The organism is Polaromonas sp. YR568, from assembly GCF_943369415.1.
GTDB lineage: Bacteria > Pseudomonadota > Gammaproteobacteria > Burkholderiales > Burkholderiaceae_C > Polaromonas.
In genome coordinates, this window is record NZ_CALRNF020000028.1 from 12,645 (window position 1) to 25,636 (window position 12,992).

Genomic DNA, 12,992 nt, shown 5'->3' on the forward strand with positions numbered 1-12,992 from the left:
TCAACTCCTGGTGTCATCGGGAAGATCGGCAGGCAGTGCTGCGGGTGCGGCGCGCGGGGATTCCGCAGCCACTGTGGGGGATGCGGCGCGGCCTGTCAAACCGGCCTTCATGGTGCTGGCGACCTTGTCCTTCATCTCCAGCAGCTTCTGCACCTTGGCGCCCATCTTCATGAGGCTGACCAGCGTGGCCGAATCCATTTTCTGCACGTCGGCCAGCCAGCCCGTCATGAGCTCGATCAGATCGTGCATCTGCTTCATGCGCTGCTGGGCGTGGATGTCGTCCGCATGCGCGGGCTGCTCCATCAGCGCATCGCGCAGCATGGACAGCGTCGGGTCGATCTCGCGCTTGCGGCGCTCCTCGGCCAGCGTGCGGAAGATGGCCCAGACGTCTTCAGGCGCCTGGAAATACTCGCGCCTGTCATTGGGCAGGTGCTGCAAGCGCACCAGGTTCCACGACTGCAACTCCTTCAGGCCCATGCTGACGTTGGAGCGTGAAAACGCCAACGCCTCGCCGATGTCGTCGGCATTCAGGGCCCGCGGCGAGACGTACAAAAGGGCATAAATCTGCCCCACGGTGCGGTTGATGCCCCAACGGCTGCCCATTTCACCGAAATGCAGGACAAAACGCTGGGTCAAGGGGGCGAGATTCATGGCGCTGGGCCTTTTTGGTTTATTGAATTTTCAGGAATTACTGAAATTCTAATAAATTGAAACAGTTTGCGCCAACCGCGCTTTATTACCCATTCATTAGATGTGGAATGCTTTGTTTCTACTTAAAGTTACTGTATAGTTACTTTAAAGTAAATAAGGAGTCCAAATGGACATCATCAAAGTTCCGCTGAAACGCGAAGTTTTTGAACGACTAAAAGGGCTCGCAGAGCCTCTGGTTGATGACGCCAGCTCTGTTATCGAAAGGCTCATCAAACATTGGGAGTCGGTCCCCCATGGATCGAATACCCGAGTCATCGCGATACCGGAGAGCTTAAAAGTCTGGCGGTCTGCACGAGGCGAGAAATTCCCCGTGGGAATCAAACTGCGGTCAAAGTATTTGAGTCACTCTTTCGAGGCCACGGTCACGTCTGGGGGCATCGAATTCAATGGCCGCACGTACGATAACCCTTCATCAGCAGGGATCGCCGCCAAACAATCCGTCGGCACACACGGAAATTCAGCCAATACAAACGGATGGAATTTTTGGGAAATGCAAGATCCAGAGACTTTGCAGTGGACATCGATCGATGTATTGCGCTCTCAAAAAAACTGACTTGACGCGTGCCGCCCAAGGAGGCCCGCCCCTAAAGTAGGCCCATGTCCCAACACCTCACCGCCCTGCTCCAGCAAAGCTACGACGAGGTGCCTTACGCATCGCACCCGTTCCCGCAATCGGCGCCCGAGCACCTGGAAGCGGTGGCCACCTTGTTTGGCCTGGCGCCCACACCGCCGGCCAGGGCGCGCGTACTGGAACTGGGTTGCGCGGCCGGCGGCAACGTCATTCCCTTTGCGCTGCGCCACCCGCAAGCTCAGGTGGTCGGGCTCGACTTGTCGGCGGTGCAAATTGAGCAGGGCCTGGAGCGCGTGCGGCAACTGGGCATCACCAACCTCGAGCTGCGCCAGATGAACCTGGAAGATGTGGACGCGTCGCTGGGCAGCTTTGACTACATCCTTTGCCACGGCGTTTTCAGCTGGGTGCCGGACTCGGTTCGGCAGGCGATCATGCGCATTTGCAGCGCGCATCTGACACCGGGCGGCATCGCGTATGTCAGCTTCAATACCTACCCGGGCTGGAAGGCGCGCGAGATTGTCCGGGATGCCATGCTGTTTCGCGCCGAAGCGCGCACCGCGCCCGCGGACAGGCTGGCTTATGCGCGCGGCATGCTGGACTTCCTGGTGCAGGCCTCGCCCGAAGGCAGCCTGCTGCGCAAGGCACTCGATGAAGTGATGCCCACCATCCAGGCGGCCGGTCCGACCTACCTGATGCATGAGTTCCTGGAGCACTGCAACCAGCCCCTGTACTTCCGCGACTTCGTCGCCTCGGCCCGCGCGCAGGGGCTGGACTACCTGGGTGACGCCGAACCCCAGACCATGTTCGTCAGCAACCACGGCGCGCAGGCGGCCGAGCCTTTGCTGAAAGAAGCCGGCAGCGACCAGGTGCGGATGGAGCAGTACCTCGACTTCCTCACCAGCCGCAGCTTTCGGCAGAGCCTGTTGATCCATGCCGGCGAGAAACCGACCGTGCAGTACCGGCTCGACACACGGCACATGGAAAAGCTGCACTACGCCTGGAGCGAAGACCCGCAGATGCGGGCGGGCGAGCGCGGTGAGGCGGCATCCCCGGCAGCGGCAGCCGTGCACGCCGCGCTGGACGCCGCCTTTCCGGCAACCCTCTCCTTCGCCGAACTCTGCGCCGCCGCGGCGCCGCCGGCCGTGACGGCCTGCGTGGAGGAGCTGATCATCACCGGCCGTGTGCGCTACGTGCGCAGGCCGGTGGCCTGTGCATCGGCGACCAGTGTGGCGGCCGGCCAGGTGCGTCCTTACCCTGCCGCAGCGCTGCTACCGGACTTCGCCTGCAATGTCTGGCATCAGCCGGTGAAGCTCGACGCCGCCGAGCACGAATTGTTGCTGCACCTGCAAAGAGGCGGCGCCGCGGACGTAGCGCACGACGGCTATTTGCTGGAGCGCCTGCGGCGCTTCGGATTGCTGGTCTAGCGCAACCGCGGCGGGGCCGCGCGCCTCACGGGCTGCGGGCGCTTCCTGGGCGGCGGCGGCGCCACGTCCACCTCGGGCGTGGACTCCGGCACCATCAGCACCACCTCCTTGAAGCCCAGTCCCAGCATGCCCAGCTCTTCGGCGGCCGCGCGGCTCAGGTCGATGATGCGGTTGCCGGCGTAGGGGCCGCGGTCGGTGATGCGCACGTCCACGTCGCGGCCGTTGACCAGGCTGTGCACGCGCACCAGGGTGCCGAAGGGCAACGTGCGGTGGGCGGCGGTGAACTCGCGCATGTCAAAACGCTCGCCGCTGGCGGTGCGCCTGCCGTTGAAGCGCGGGCCGTACCACGAGGCCGTTCCTCGCTGGAACTCGCGCGGGACTTCGCCGCCCAGCAACTCGGGGCGCGGCCGTTCAGCAAGGGATACCGGCGCCGGCACTTCATCGACGGCCTGGCCGGGCGCATCATGCGGCGGCACCACGGTGGGCCGGGGCGCGGCCGCGCGAGGGCCCGGGGATGGCGGCGCAGGAGGCGGCGTCGTGCACGCCGCCAGCAGGGCGACCAGGGCCGCCGCACCGGCAAGCCGGACAAGCTGGATCACACCCCGCGGCATGGGTGGCCGCGCTCAGGCGCGCTGCAGCCGCCGGATGATTTCGGTCGTCGCGGCGGCCTGGTTCATCGTGTAGAAATGGATGCCGGGCACGCCCGCGGCATACAGCTGCTCGCACAGGCCGGTGATCACGTCCAGGCCGAAGCTCCTGATGGACGCGGTGTCGTCGCCGAAGCCCTGCAGGCGCAGGCGTATCCAGCGCGGGATCTCGGCACCGCAGGCGTCGGAAAAGCGCATGAGCTGTGTGGAACTGGTGATCGGCATGATGCCGGGCACGATGGGCAGGTCCACACCGAGCGCCTGCGCGTCGTCGACGAAGCGGAAGTAGGCGTCGGGGTTGAAGAAATACTGGGTGATGGCCGAGTCGGCGCCTGCCTTGACCTTTTTGACGAAGGCCTGCAGGTCGGCATCGGCCGATTTGGCCTGGGGGTGGATCTCGGGGTAGGCCGCGACCTCGATGCGGAAGGCGTCGCCGGTTTCCTCGCGAATAAAGGCCACCAGGTCGCTCGCGTAATGGAACTCGCCGCCGGCGCCGTAGCCGCTGGGCAGGTCGCCGCGCAGCGCCACCAGGCGCTTGACGCCCATGGCCCGCAGCGTGGCCAGCTGCTCGCGCACCGTGGTCTTGGTCGCGCCCACACAGGAGAAATGGCTGGCCGCGGCCACGCCTTCGTCCAGGATTTCCTTCACCGTGCCGAAAGTACCCTCTTGCGTGGAGCCGCCGGCGCCGAAGGTGACCGAGCAGAACTCGGGCTTGTGCGCATAGAGGTCCTGGCGCGCCAAGCGCAGTTTCGCGGCGCCTTCGGGCGTCTTGGGCGGGAAGAATTCAAAGCTGAGAGGCAGGTTCATCTCGGATCTCACTCGTCGTTATCGGTTTTCTTGTCGCGCCGCTTGCCGCGCGCCGGACCGGGTTGGCCGGCATGCGCGAGTTCGGAGTCTTCGTGCGGCGCCCGCGCGGCACGCAGTTCGCCGCGCGGCACGCGCTTGGCGACCTTGCGCTGCGGCGCGGCCGGCAGCGGCTGGTCTTCGCCGGCAACGTCATCGCCCTTGACCGCCTGGATGAAAAATTCACGGTTGCCGTCGCCGCCTTCAATCGGCGAAGCCAGCCAGGCTTTGACCTCCAGCCCCAGGGCCGCACAGGCATCGCGCAAACGCTTTTCCACAAACTCGAAATGCGCGGCATCGCGCACGATGCCGCCCTTGCCGATCTGGCCGGGCTGCAATTCAAACTGCGGCTTGACCAGCATCAGCAAATCGCCGCCGGGCTTGAGCAGGCGCACCACCGCGGGCAGCACCAGCGTGAGCGAGATGAAGGACAGGTCGCCGGTCATGAAGTCGAAGTTCGCTTCAATGGCCGGGCTTTCTTCACCCGTCTCTTCGTCATCGAAGTCATCGCCAAAATCCATGTCTTCCGAGTCGCCCGCATGGCCGGCCACCAGGTCCGCAGCCGTCATGGACCGCGCATTGACGCCTTCGATGCAGACCACGCGCGGGTCTTCGCGCAGGCTGGGATGCAGCTGGCCGTGGCCCACGTCGACACCCACCACCTGCACGGCGCCGTGCTGCAGCAGGCAGTCGGTGAAGCCGCCGGTCGATTGGCCGATGTCCAGGCAGCGCAGGCCGGCCACGCTGAGGCCCGTGGCCTTGAGCGCGCCTTCGAGCTTGAGCCCTCCGCGCGAGATGTACTTGGCTTCCGTGGTGTCCAGCAGCTGCAGTTCGGCGCCTTCCGGGATCTCGTCGCCGTTCTTGGCAACCTTCTTCCAGGGCGCATCGGCTTCCGGGCGCCACTGCACGCCCGCGGCAATCAGGCGCTGGGCCTGTGAGCGGGTGGCGGCATGGCCGTGGTCGACGAGGAAGAGGTCAGCGCGCATGTAGCTCCATGATGGGCCTCGCGCCTGAAACCATCCAGGCGGAGTCCGTGTGTCTTGCTCGGGGCACCTGTCTTTCGGGGGCCCTTCTTACTCCCTCTCCCTTTGGGAGAGGGTTGGGGCGAGGGCCGGCGGCCTCAAAAAACCCGCGCGGGTCGATTGGCGCCGCAGGCCCTCACCCCTGCCCTCTCCGCAAGGGGAGAGGGAGGAATACCGCCGCTAATTAATAGCGGTAGGTATTTGCCTTGTACGGGCCGGCCTTGCTGACACCGATGTACGCGGCCTGCTCGTCGCTCAACTCGGTCAGCATCGCGCCGACCTTCTTCAGGTGCAAGCGCGCGACCTTTTCGTCGAGGTGCTTGGGCAGCACGTAGACCTTGCCCACTTCATAGTCGGCCTGCTTGGTGAACAGCTCGATCTGCGCGATGGTCTGGTTGGCGAAGCTGGACGACATCACGAAGCTCGGGTGGCCCGTGCCGCAGCCGAGGTTCACGAGGCGGCCCTTGGCCAGCAGGATGATGCGCTTGCCGTCCGGGAAGATCACGTGGTCGACTTGCGGCTTGATCTCTTCCCAGGTGCATTTTTCGAGTGCGGCGACGTCGATCTCATTGTCGAAGTGGCCGATGTTGCAGACGATGGCCTGGTCTTTCATCTTCGCCATGTGGTCGTAAGTGATGACGTTCTTGTTGCCGGTGGCGGACACAAAAATGTCGGCCTTGTCGGCGGCGTATTCCATGGTCACGACCTTGTAGCCTTCCATTGCGGCCTGCAGGGCGTTGATCGGGTCGATCTCGGTCACCCAGACTTGGGCGGACAGCGCGCGCAGCGCCTGGGCCGAACCCTTGCCCACGTCGCCGTAACCGGCCACACAGGCGACCTTGCCGGCCACCATCACGTCGGTGGCGCGCTTGATGGCATCGACCAGCGATTCGCGGCAGCCGTAGAGGTTGTCGAACTTGGACTTGGTGACGGAGTCGTTCACGTTGATGGCGCGCAGGGCCAGCGTGCCCTTCGCCGACATTTCATTGAGGCGCAGCACGCCGGTGGTGGTTTCTTCGGTCACGCCGATGATGTTCTTCAGGCGGCGGCTGTACCAGGTCGGGTCCTGCGCGAGCTTGGCCTTGATCGAGTTGAACAGGCAGATCTCTTCTTCGCTCGTGGGCTTGGAGATCAGGCTGGCGTCTTTTTCGGCCTTGGTGCCCAGGTGCATCAGCAGCGTTGCGTCGCCGCCGTCGTCCAGGATCATGTTGGGGCCTTCTTCAGGCGTGCCCTTGGCACCGCTGAATTCAAAGATGCGGTGGGTGTAGTCCCAGTAGTCGGCCAGGGTTTCGCCCTTGATGGCGAACACCGGCGTGCCCGCGGCCGCGATGGCGGCGGCGGCATGGTCCTGCGTCGAGAAGATGTTGCACGAAGCCCAGCGCACGTCGGCGCCCAGGGCCTGCAGGGTTTCGATCAGCACGCCGGTCTGGATCGTCATGTGCAGCGAGCCGGTGATGCGCGCGCCCTTGAGCGGCTGCGCCTTCGCGAACTCTTCGCGGATGGCCATCAGGCCGGGCATTTCGGTCTGGGCGATATTCAGTTCCTTGCGGCCCCAGGCGGCAAGCGAAATGTCGGCAATGATGTGGTCGGTGGAAGGCTTCAAGACGGCGCTCATACGGTTCTCCAAAAATCAAACGCAAAGGGCAAAATCGCCACAGGCATGCGCCATTCAAGGGAGGGGGAATTCAATCATTCACCCGGCTTGAGAGAGCACATGCGGGTGAGCGTGGTTGCAATGAAGTCCTGAGCCTGGTCCACGTGATGTGGCTTGCAACGCTCCTCAGGAAGCCACGATTATACCGAAACCAATCCATAAGCAACCCCAGCAGGGGCCGCGGGACTGGCTTTGCCAGACCGCAGGCGCAGCGGCCCCCTCGGGGGGCAGGGCGCTACACGAAGTGAGCAACCGTGGGGCCACATCCAGCATGCGAAAATTTCACCATGCAAGAACCTACAGCGCGCTGTCTCCGTGACCCTTTCGCCGGCGCATTCCCGGGCACCGGAGCCAGGTGATGCGGCGCCGTTTTTTGCTCGTGTGCTGTGCCCTCTCGCTGGTCGGCGGTATGGGATTAAGCGGCGACTTTGCACTGAAGGCGTTTCGGGCCTGGCAAACCCTCGATTGGGAAGAAGGCGACGCCGAGATGCTTTCTTCTGATGCGGGGGCGCCAAACGGCCCACGATCCAGGTGTTATCCGCCGCGTGCCGCCTACCGCTACAGTGCGAAAGGCACGCAGTTCACGGGCCAGCGCATCCGCGCAGCAGACAGCTGCATGTCGGGGAATGAACTCAGGGAGTTCCAGGCTGAGTTCAGGAAAGGCGACACGGTGGACGTGTATTACGATCCTGCACACCCTTCCGAAGCTGTGCTCCAACCCGGAAGACTCTGGTGCAACGATTGGATTCAGGCCTGCTTCGGCCTGCTCTTCATGGGCTTTGGCATCGTGACGGGCATCAGAATCCTCAGAAAGCAACGATGAATGACCTCCTATCCTGGCCGCCCACCGAGCGCGCGCAGATCACCGGCGTCTTCACCGACATCGACGACACACTGACCACCGAAGGCGAAATCACCCCTGATGCGCTGGAGGCCCTGGGGAAATTGAAAGCCGCCGGGCTGAAGGTCGTGGCCATCACCGGCCGGCCCGTGGGCTGGAGCGAACCCTTCGCCGCGCGCTGGCCTGTCGATGCCATCGTGGCCGAGAACGGCGCCGTGGCGCTGCTGCCCGATGCCGCGAGCGCCGCACCGCGCCCGCTGTCAAAAATCTACCAGCAGGATGCGGCCACGCGCAGCGCCAACTTCGCGCGCATGCAGGCCGTGCTGGCGCGCATAGAACGCGAGCTGCCCGGCGCGCACCGCGCCACCGACTCGCCGGGCCGCGAGACCGACATCGCCATCGACCACAGCGAGTTCACGCAACTGAGCGACGCGCAGATCGCCGCCGTGGTGGCGCTCATGAAAAGCGAGGGCATGCATGCCACCGTGAGCAGCATCCACATCAACGGCTGGTACGGCGACCACAACAAGCTCGAAGGCGCGCGCTGGATCGTGCGTGAACTCTGGCAGCGCGACCTCGATGCCGAAATGGATCAGTGGGCCTACGTGGGTGACTCCACCAACGACCAGCTGATGTTCAAGACCTTTGCCAACAGCGTGGGCGTGGCCAATATCGCGCGTTTTGTGCCGCAGCTGGCGCACCTGCCGCGTTATGTGACAGGCCGTGAACGCGGCGCAGGTTTCACCGAAGTGGTCCGGGCGCTGCTGGATTAGCCAGCGCGGCGCAGCGAGGTCCAGCGCAGCCAGGCGCCCAGGGCCGCCACCGCCAGCACCAGCGCGGCATACCCCTCCACCGTGGCCGGCAAACCCAGCGGCGCGATCAGCCGGCCGGCCAGCATGGCGGGCACGCTGAAGGCCAGGTAGCTGGTGGCGTACAGCGCGGCGAACAGTTCGGCGCGCTGATGGGGCTGTCCCATCGGCGCCAGCGTCTGCACCTGGGCCGAGAAAGCCGAGCCGCCGCCGAAACCGGACAGCGCCGTGCCCACAAAGAACAGCCCCACCGAATGTGTGGCCAGCGACACGGCCACCAGGCCGGCGCCTACGGCCAGCAGGCTCATGCCGATGGCGCTCATGCGCACCGGCGGCAGGCTTCTCAGCAGGGTCGGCGAGACGGAACCGAGGCCGAAGAAGGCCGCAATCGCCAGGCCGTTGACGATGCCGTTGTGGATGCCGAAGATCTGCTGCAGCACCGAGGGCACCAGCGACAGGTAGAGCCCGGCAAAGGACCACACGGCCAGCATGGTCGGCACGCCGCGCACGAATTCGGCGCGCGCCTGCACCGGCACCGAGATGCGCGGCACCAGCGAGGCCAGCGCGCCGGGGCGCGGCGTGACGCTTTCAGGCAGGAACAGCGTGGCGACCGCACCGATGACACAGATGGCGGCCAGCACGCCGAACACCAGCGGCACCGGGTGCAGCGCGTATTGCACGGCAACACCGGTCAGCAGCGCGCCCACGGCCAGGCCCGCCAGCGGCGAGACGCTGCCTATCATTGCGCCCAGGCGCTTTTGCGCAGCCGGGGCGGCCTCCACCACCGCCGCCGTCAGCGCGCCGCTGACCATGCCGGTCGCGATGCCCTGCACGATGCGCGCCGCGATGATGCCGTTGATGCTCCCGGCCATCAAAAAGGTCAGCATGGCGCCGGCCTGCAGCAGCAAGGCGGTAAACACCACGGGCCGCCGGCCTATGTGGTCGGAAAGCGAGCCGGCCACCAGCAGCGAGGCCAGCAGTGCAATCGCGTAGATCGCGAAGGCCACCGTCAGCAGCGCCGGCGAAAAGCCCCACTGCTGCTGGAACACGACAAACAGCGGCGAAGGCGCGCTGCCCGCCACGAAGAAGGCGAACAGCAGGATGGCCAGCAGCGGGAAGGCCGCCTTGGCAGGCAGGCGCCAGCGGGCGGCGGCAGGCGAAGGCTGGGAAGAGGCGGTGGTGGAGGCGGTGGTGGAGGCAGTCATGGGAAACGCTCAACTTTCTTAAAGCGAATTTATTTGCGTTTGTGAATTTTACGCCGCTTTTAAAATTAACGCAAACATCGTGGCTTTAAGCTAAACTTGAGCCATGAACACTCTCATGACAACCCAGGCCAAACGCCCAGGCGGACGCAGCGCACAGGTACAAGCCGTGGTGCGCAAGGCACTGGAAGAACTGATTGCCCAGGAAGGCCGCGACAAGGTCACCGTGCCGGCCGTCGCCGAGCGCGCCGGCGTCAGCGCCTCCAGCATCTACCGGCGCTGGGGCGACGTGAACGGCCTGCTCGACGAAACCGCGACGCGGCGCCTGGACCCGGACCGCCCGCTGCCCGAAACTGGCGACCTGAAAGCCGAACTCACCGCTTGGGCGCAGGAACTGATCACCCACCTCAACAAGCCTGGCAACGCCTCGCTGCTGAAGGCCGCGGCCGCGCTGGCCGGCTCGGAAGAAACCAACTGCCTGAAAAACCGCCGCAAGGAAGCCACCGTGCTGGTGAACCGGGCCAAAGCGCGCGGCGACGCCACCCCCAGCGTGCAACAGGTGCTGGACCACATGATGGCGCCCATCATTTACCGGTTGATTTTTGGTGCGGGCGTGCAGCCGGCCATGGCGGAGCAACTCGCCGGTGAGGTGTTTGTGCTGGCCGGCATCCAGGACGCCGGGCGCTAAGCCTTAGTTGGGTTTCGCTAACCCGAGCTTGTCGATGAGCACCTTCTCCCGGCCAACCGTGTCCTGCGCAAACTTCGTGTACTCCGCCGAACTCATGTAATTGGGCAGCATGTCGTAACGGCCCAGCGCGGCGACGTAGCTGGGTTCCTCCATCGCCTTCTTGAAGGCATCGTGCAAACGTTTCACCACCTCGGGCGGCGTGCCCTTGGGCGCGCCTATGCCGAAGGGCGAGTTCTGCACCATGTCGTAGCCCAGCTCTTTCAGCGTGGGCGCGTTCGGGAATTTGTCCAGCCGCTTCTCGCCCCAGGTGTTGAGCACACGCAGCTTGCCGGCCTCGACCTGCGGCGCAAAGCCGGTGCTGTCGGCGCCCGCCATCAGCTGGCCGCTGACCAGCGCCAGCATCAAGTCCGCGCTGCCCTTGTAAGGCACGTGCTGCAGCTCGATGCCGGCCTTTTGCGCGATCAGCTCGGTCGTCAGGTGCGGGCTGGTCAGCGTGCCGGTGGAGCCATAGGTCAGCTTGCCGGGATTCGCCTTGGCATAGGCCACAAAGTCGGCCCAGGTCTTGAGCGGGCTGTCGGCCGGCACCACGATGCCGAAGGCGTAGCCCGTCACATTGATCACATAGCTGATGTCCTTGACCGGGTCCCAGTTGATCTTGGTCGTGTAGCCCAGGCGGAACACGCCCAGCGGAATCTGCGCCAGCGTGTAGCCGTCGGCCGGCGCGCTTTGCAACTGTTGCGCCGGCAGGGTGCCGCCCGCGCCGGGCTTGTTCTCCACAATCACTGGCTGGCCCAGGATCTTGCCGGCGTTGTCGGCCAAAGAGCGCATGGTGATGTCGGTCGGCCCGCCGGCCGGGAAGGCAATCACCAGCTTGATGGGTTTGACCGGAAAGGTCTGCGCCTGTGCCGGCATGGCCGCGGCGGCGATCAAGGCCAGGACGGCGGCAGTGTGCAGAAAGGGGCGGCGTTGCATGGCGTGTCTCCTTGTCGGGTGGCGGGCAGCTCCCATCATGCGTGCCGCCCGCCGGCGCCGCATCAGGGCAACACCTGAAGGGCTGTCGCGTTTGCGTCAGCCGTTTATCAAACGCCTTCCACCGATACGGCGTGTTGCAATGCGGGCTCGAACCTGGCGCGCAATGCAGCGACCAGTTCCGGCAACGGCACTCCATCGAGTTGGTTCTTTTTGAGGAAGGCGCGCCACAAAGCCTGTCGTGATGCATCGTTGGCGAATTCATCGCTGAGGCCGACGGGCAGCGTGTCCGGAACCGGCATGCCGCGCCGTTGAAAGGTGCCGGCAATCGCTTTCGCAAGAATGTCCGCGTCCAGCGTTTCACGTTCCAGCAACACGGACAAATCCAGGTAGTCTTTCAACCGGCTGTTGGTCATGCCAAGCAAGGCAATGGCATGCAGCTTTTCGGCGATCACCGTGTACACCGGATAGGCTTGCAGCGCCGGCGCCGGAAAGTCATCCAGCATGACGGGATACACGGCTTGCACAGGCCCGGGGGTCACGGCGTCGCCAAAGCCGATGTCAACCTGTGCCTTCACGCGTGCGCCGGCCAGTTCCGCGCTGATGAGGACCCGCACCCCGGCATAACCCGCTTCTTTGCGAATTTCTTCAGCGGCCACACTTTCAGGGTCAAAGCGCATGCCGTCTTCAGCCACCACCGAAGCAATGTCCTTGAAGGTTTGCGTGATGGAGGCCAGGTCGCTGGGTCCAAAGCCCAGCAGGTCCACGTCGCGTGTGGGCCTGTGCGGCATGTCGTACCAGAGCGTGAACAACATGGCGCCTTTGAGCAGGAAGCGGTCGGCATGCGCAGACTGGCTCAGGCGGTACAGCAGGCGCTCAAGCGCATAACGGACCAGCACGCCGTTGAAGTCCGATTGCTCGGCTTTCGCCATGTTCAACAGACGCGCGCGCACCGATGCGGCAAGGTCCTTGCTCATTCGATCACCTCAAGGTAGGGGCGCATCACGTTGGCGACGCGGCAAATCTTGGCGAAACGCCAGAGATCGTCAGCAGAGGCCTTCTTTTGTGAGCGCGCATCCCGCAGCGCCTCCAGCGCCACGTCGAGGCCAATCTTGTTGCGGTGCTTGAAGCAGTCGGCCACTGTTTTGGCCACGCCGTAGACGCGCAGCGATACCTGGTCGCGCTCAAAGACTTCCACGCCTTCCGTGTAGGCCTCGCCGGTGAACTGCACCATCTTCACCGGCGGATAGTCCAGCCTGGGCACATGGCTGCCGCGCGGCATGGCGATCCACACCTGGCGCGGAAGCTGGGTGGTCAGGCCGTGAAACTGGAGTGCCGTGAGCAGGCAGAACACCGCCTGCGGCACCTTGGTGGCGACAGCGGTGAGCGTCTCGTGCTCAGACGCATTGGCGCCCGGAAGCCGGTACAGGCCGCGACCCACTTTTTCCAGCTGGCCGCTGGCCGTCATCCGGGTCAGCATCACCCTTGCAGCCCCCACACCCTTCAGGTCACCAGGTCGCAGCATGCCTTTCTGGCGAGCCAGATCAAGGATGCGCTGGGCGGGGATGACCTTGGTGTGAGGGTTCATGACCCCTGGAGTATGTTCCATTT

At 64.6% G+C, this 12,992-nt stretch carries 14 protein-coding genes and 1 riboswitch; of the genes, 5 read left to right on the top strand and 9 right to left on the bottom strand.

Annotation, left to right across the window (positions count from 1 at the left end):
- Entirely contained in the window at positions 1-651 is a 651-nt protein-coding gene (locus ACLV74_RS17310) for a GbsR/MarR family transcriptional regulator (RefSeq protein WP_411880644.1), read from the bottom strand.
- Positions 652-817: 166 nt separating this feature from the next.
- On the opposite strand from ACLV74_RS17310, the gene ACLV74_RS17315 reads away from it, so the two are divergent.
- Positions 818-1,264, top strand: a complete 447-nt coding sequence (locus tag ACLV74_RS17315) for a hypothetical protein (protein WP_411880645.1) — start codon at positions 818-820, stop codon at positions 1,262-1,264.
- 44 nt (positions 1,265-1,308) lie between these two features.
- Positions 1,309-2,706: a methyltransferase regulatory domain-containing protein gene (locus ACLV74_RS17320; protein ID WP_411880646.1), complete on the top strand. Its 1,398-nt coding sequence runs from the start codon at positions 1,309-1,311 to the stop codon at positions 2,704-2,706.
- On the opposite strand, the gene ACLV74_RS17325 is transcribed toward ACLV74_RS17320, so the two are convergent.
- The 4 genes from ACLV74_RS17325 to ahcY form a co-directional block, all read right to left on the bottom strand.
- Positions 2,703-3,305 carry a septal ring lytic transglycosylase RlpA family protein gene (locus ACLV74_RS17325; protein WP_411880647.1) on the bottom strand — a complete coding sequence of 201 codons (603 nt, stop codon included), beginning with the start codon at positions 3,303-3,305 and terminating at the stop codon, positions 2,703-2,705. The two genes, ACLV74_RS17320 and ACLV74_RS17325, sit on opposite strands and share 4 nt — an antisense overlap.
- Positions 3,306-3,329: 24 nt before the next feature.
- Positions 3,330-4,160 (bottom strand): methylenetetrahydrofolate reductase [NAD(P)H], encoded by an 831-nt coding sequence (gene metF / locus ACLV74_RS17330; RefSeq protein WP_411880648.1) that lies wholly within the window; start codon positions 4,158-4,160, stop codon positions 3,330-3,332.
- Positions 4,161-4,168: 8 nt separating this feature from the next.
- On the bottom strand, positions 4,169-5,182 hold the full coding sequence (locus ACLV74_RS17335) for a TlyA family RNA methyltransferase (RefSeq protein ID WP_411880649.1): 1,014 nt from the start codon (positions 5,180-5,182) through the stop codon (positions 4,169-4,171).
- Between the two features lie 220 nt (positions 5,183-5,402).
- Positions 5,403-6,833, bottom strand: a complete 1,431-nt coding sequence (gene ahcY, locus ACLV74_RS17340; RefSeq protein WP_411880650.1) for an adenosylhomocysteinase — start codon at positions 6,831-6,833, stop codon at positions 5,403-5,405.
- Positions 6,834-6,933: 100 nt separating this feature from the next.
- Positions 6,934-7,006: riboswitch (S-adenosyl-L-homocysteine riboswitch) on the bottom strand.
- Positions 7,007-7,230: 224 nt separating this feature from the next.
- Here ahcY and ACLV74_RS17345 point away from each other — a divergent pair.
- On the top strand, positions 7,231-7,695 hold the full coding sequence (locus ACLV74_RS17345) for a DUF3592 domain-containing protein (protein WP_411880651.1): 465 nt from the start codon (positions 7,231-7,233) through the stop codon (positions 7,693-7,695).
- Complete coding sequence (locus ACLV74_RS17350; RefSeq protein WP_411880652.1) at positions 7,692-8,486, top strand: HAD family hydrolase; 795 nt, start codon at positions 7,692-7,694, stop codon at positions 8,484-8,486. Before ACLV74_RS17345 ends, ACLV74_RS17350 begins: the two co-directional genes overlap by 4 nt.
- Here ACLV74_RS17350 and ACLV74_RS17355 read toward each other — a convergent pair.
- Positions 8,483-9,727, bottom strand: coding sequence for an MFS transporter (locus ACLV74_RS17355; RefSeq protein WP_411880653.1), 1,245 nt, complete (start codon positions 9,725-9,727; stop codon positions 8,483-8,485). The genes ACLV74_RS17350 and ACLV74_RS17355 overlap by 4 nt on opposite strands.
- 103 nt (positions 9,728-9,830) lie before the next feature.
- Between ACLV74_RS17355 and ACLV74_RS17360 the strand changes: the two genes are divergently transcribed.
- Complete coding sequence (locus ACLV74_RS17360) at positions 9,831-10,412, top strand: TetR/AcrR family transcriptional regulator (RefSeq protein ID WP_411880654.1); 582 nt, start codon at positions 9,831-9,833, stop codon at positions 10,410-10,412.
- 3 nt (positions 10,413-10,415) lie between these two features.
- Here ACLV74_RS17360 and ACLV74_RS17365 read toward each other — a convergent pair whose 3' ends face one another.
- From ACLV74_RS17365 to ACLV74_RS17375, 3 genes are all read right to left on the bottom strand, one after another.
- On the bottom strand, positions 10,416-11,384 hold the full coding sequence (locus tag ACLV74_RS17365; RefSeq protein WP_411880655.1) for a tripartite tricarboxylate transporter substrate binding protein: 969 nt from the start codon (positions 11,382-11,384) through the stop codon (positions 10,416-10,418).
- A gap of 107 nt (positions 11,385-11,491) precedes the next feature.
- Complete coding sequence (locus tag ACLV74_RS17370) at positions 11,492-12,358, bottom strand: nucleotidyl transferase AbiEii/AbiGii toxin family protein (protein ID WP_411880656.1); 867 nt, start codon at positions 12,356-12,358, stop codon at positions 11,492-11,494.
- Positions 12,355-12,969, bottom strand: a complete 615-nt coding sequence (locus ACLV74_RS17375; protein ID WP_411880657.1) for a type IV toxin-antitoxin system AbiEi family antitoxin domain-containing protein — start codon at positions 12,967-12,969, stop codon at positions 12,355-12,357. Before ACLV74_RS17375 ends, ACLV74_RS17370 begins: the two co-directional genes overlap by 4 nt.
- Between the last annotated feature and the right edge of the window lie 23 nt (positions 12,970-12,992).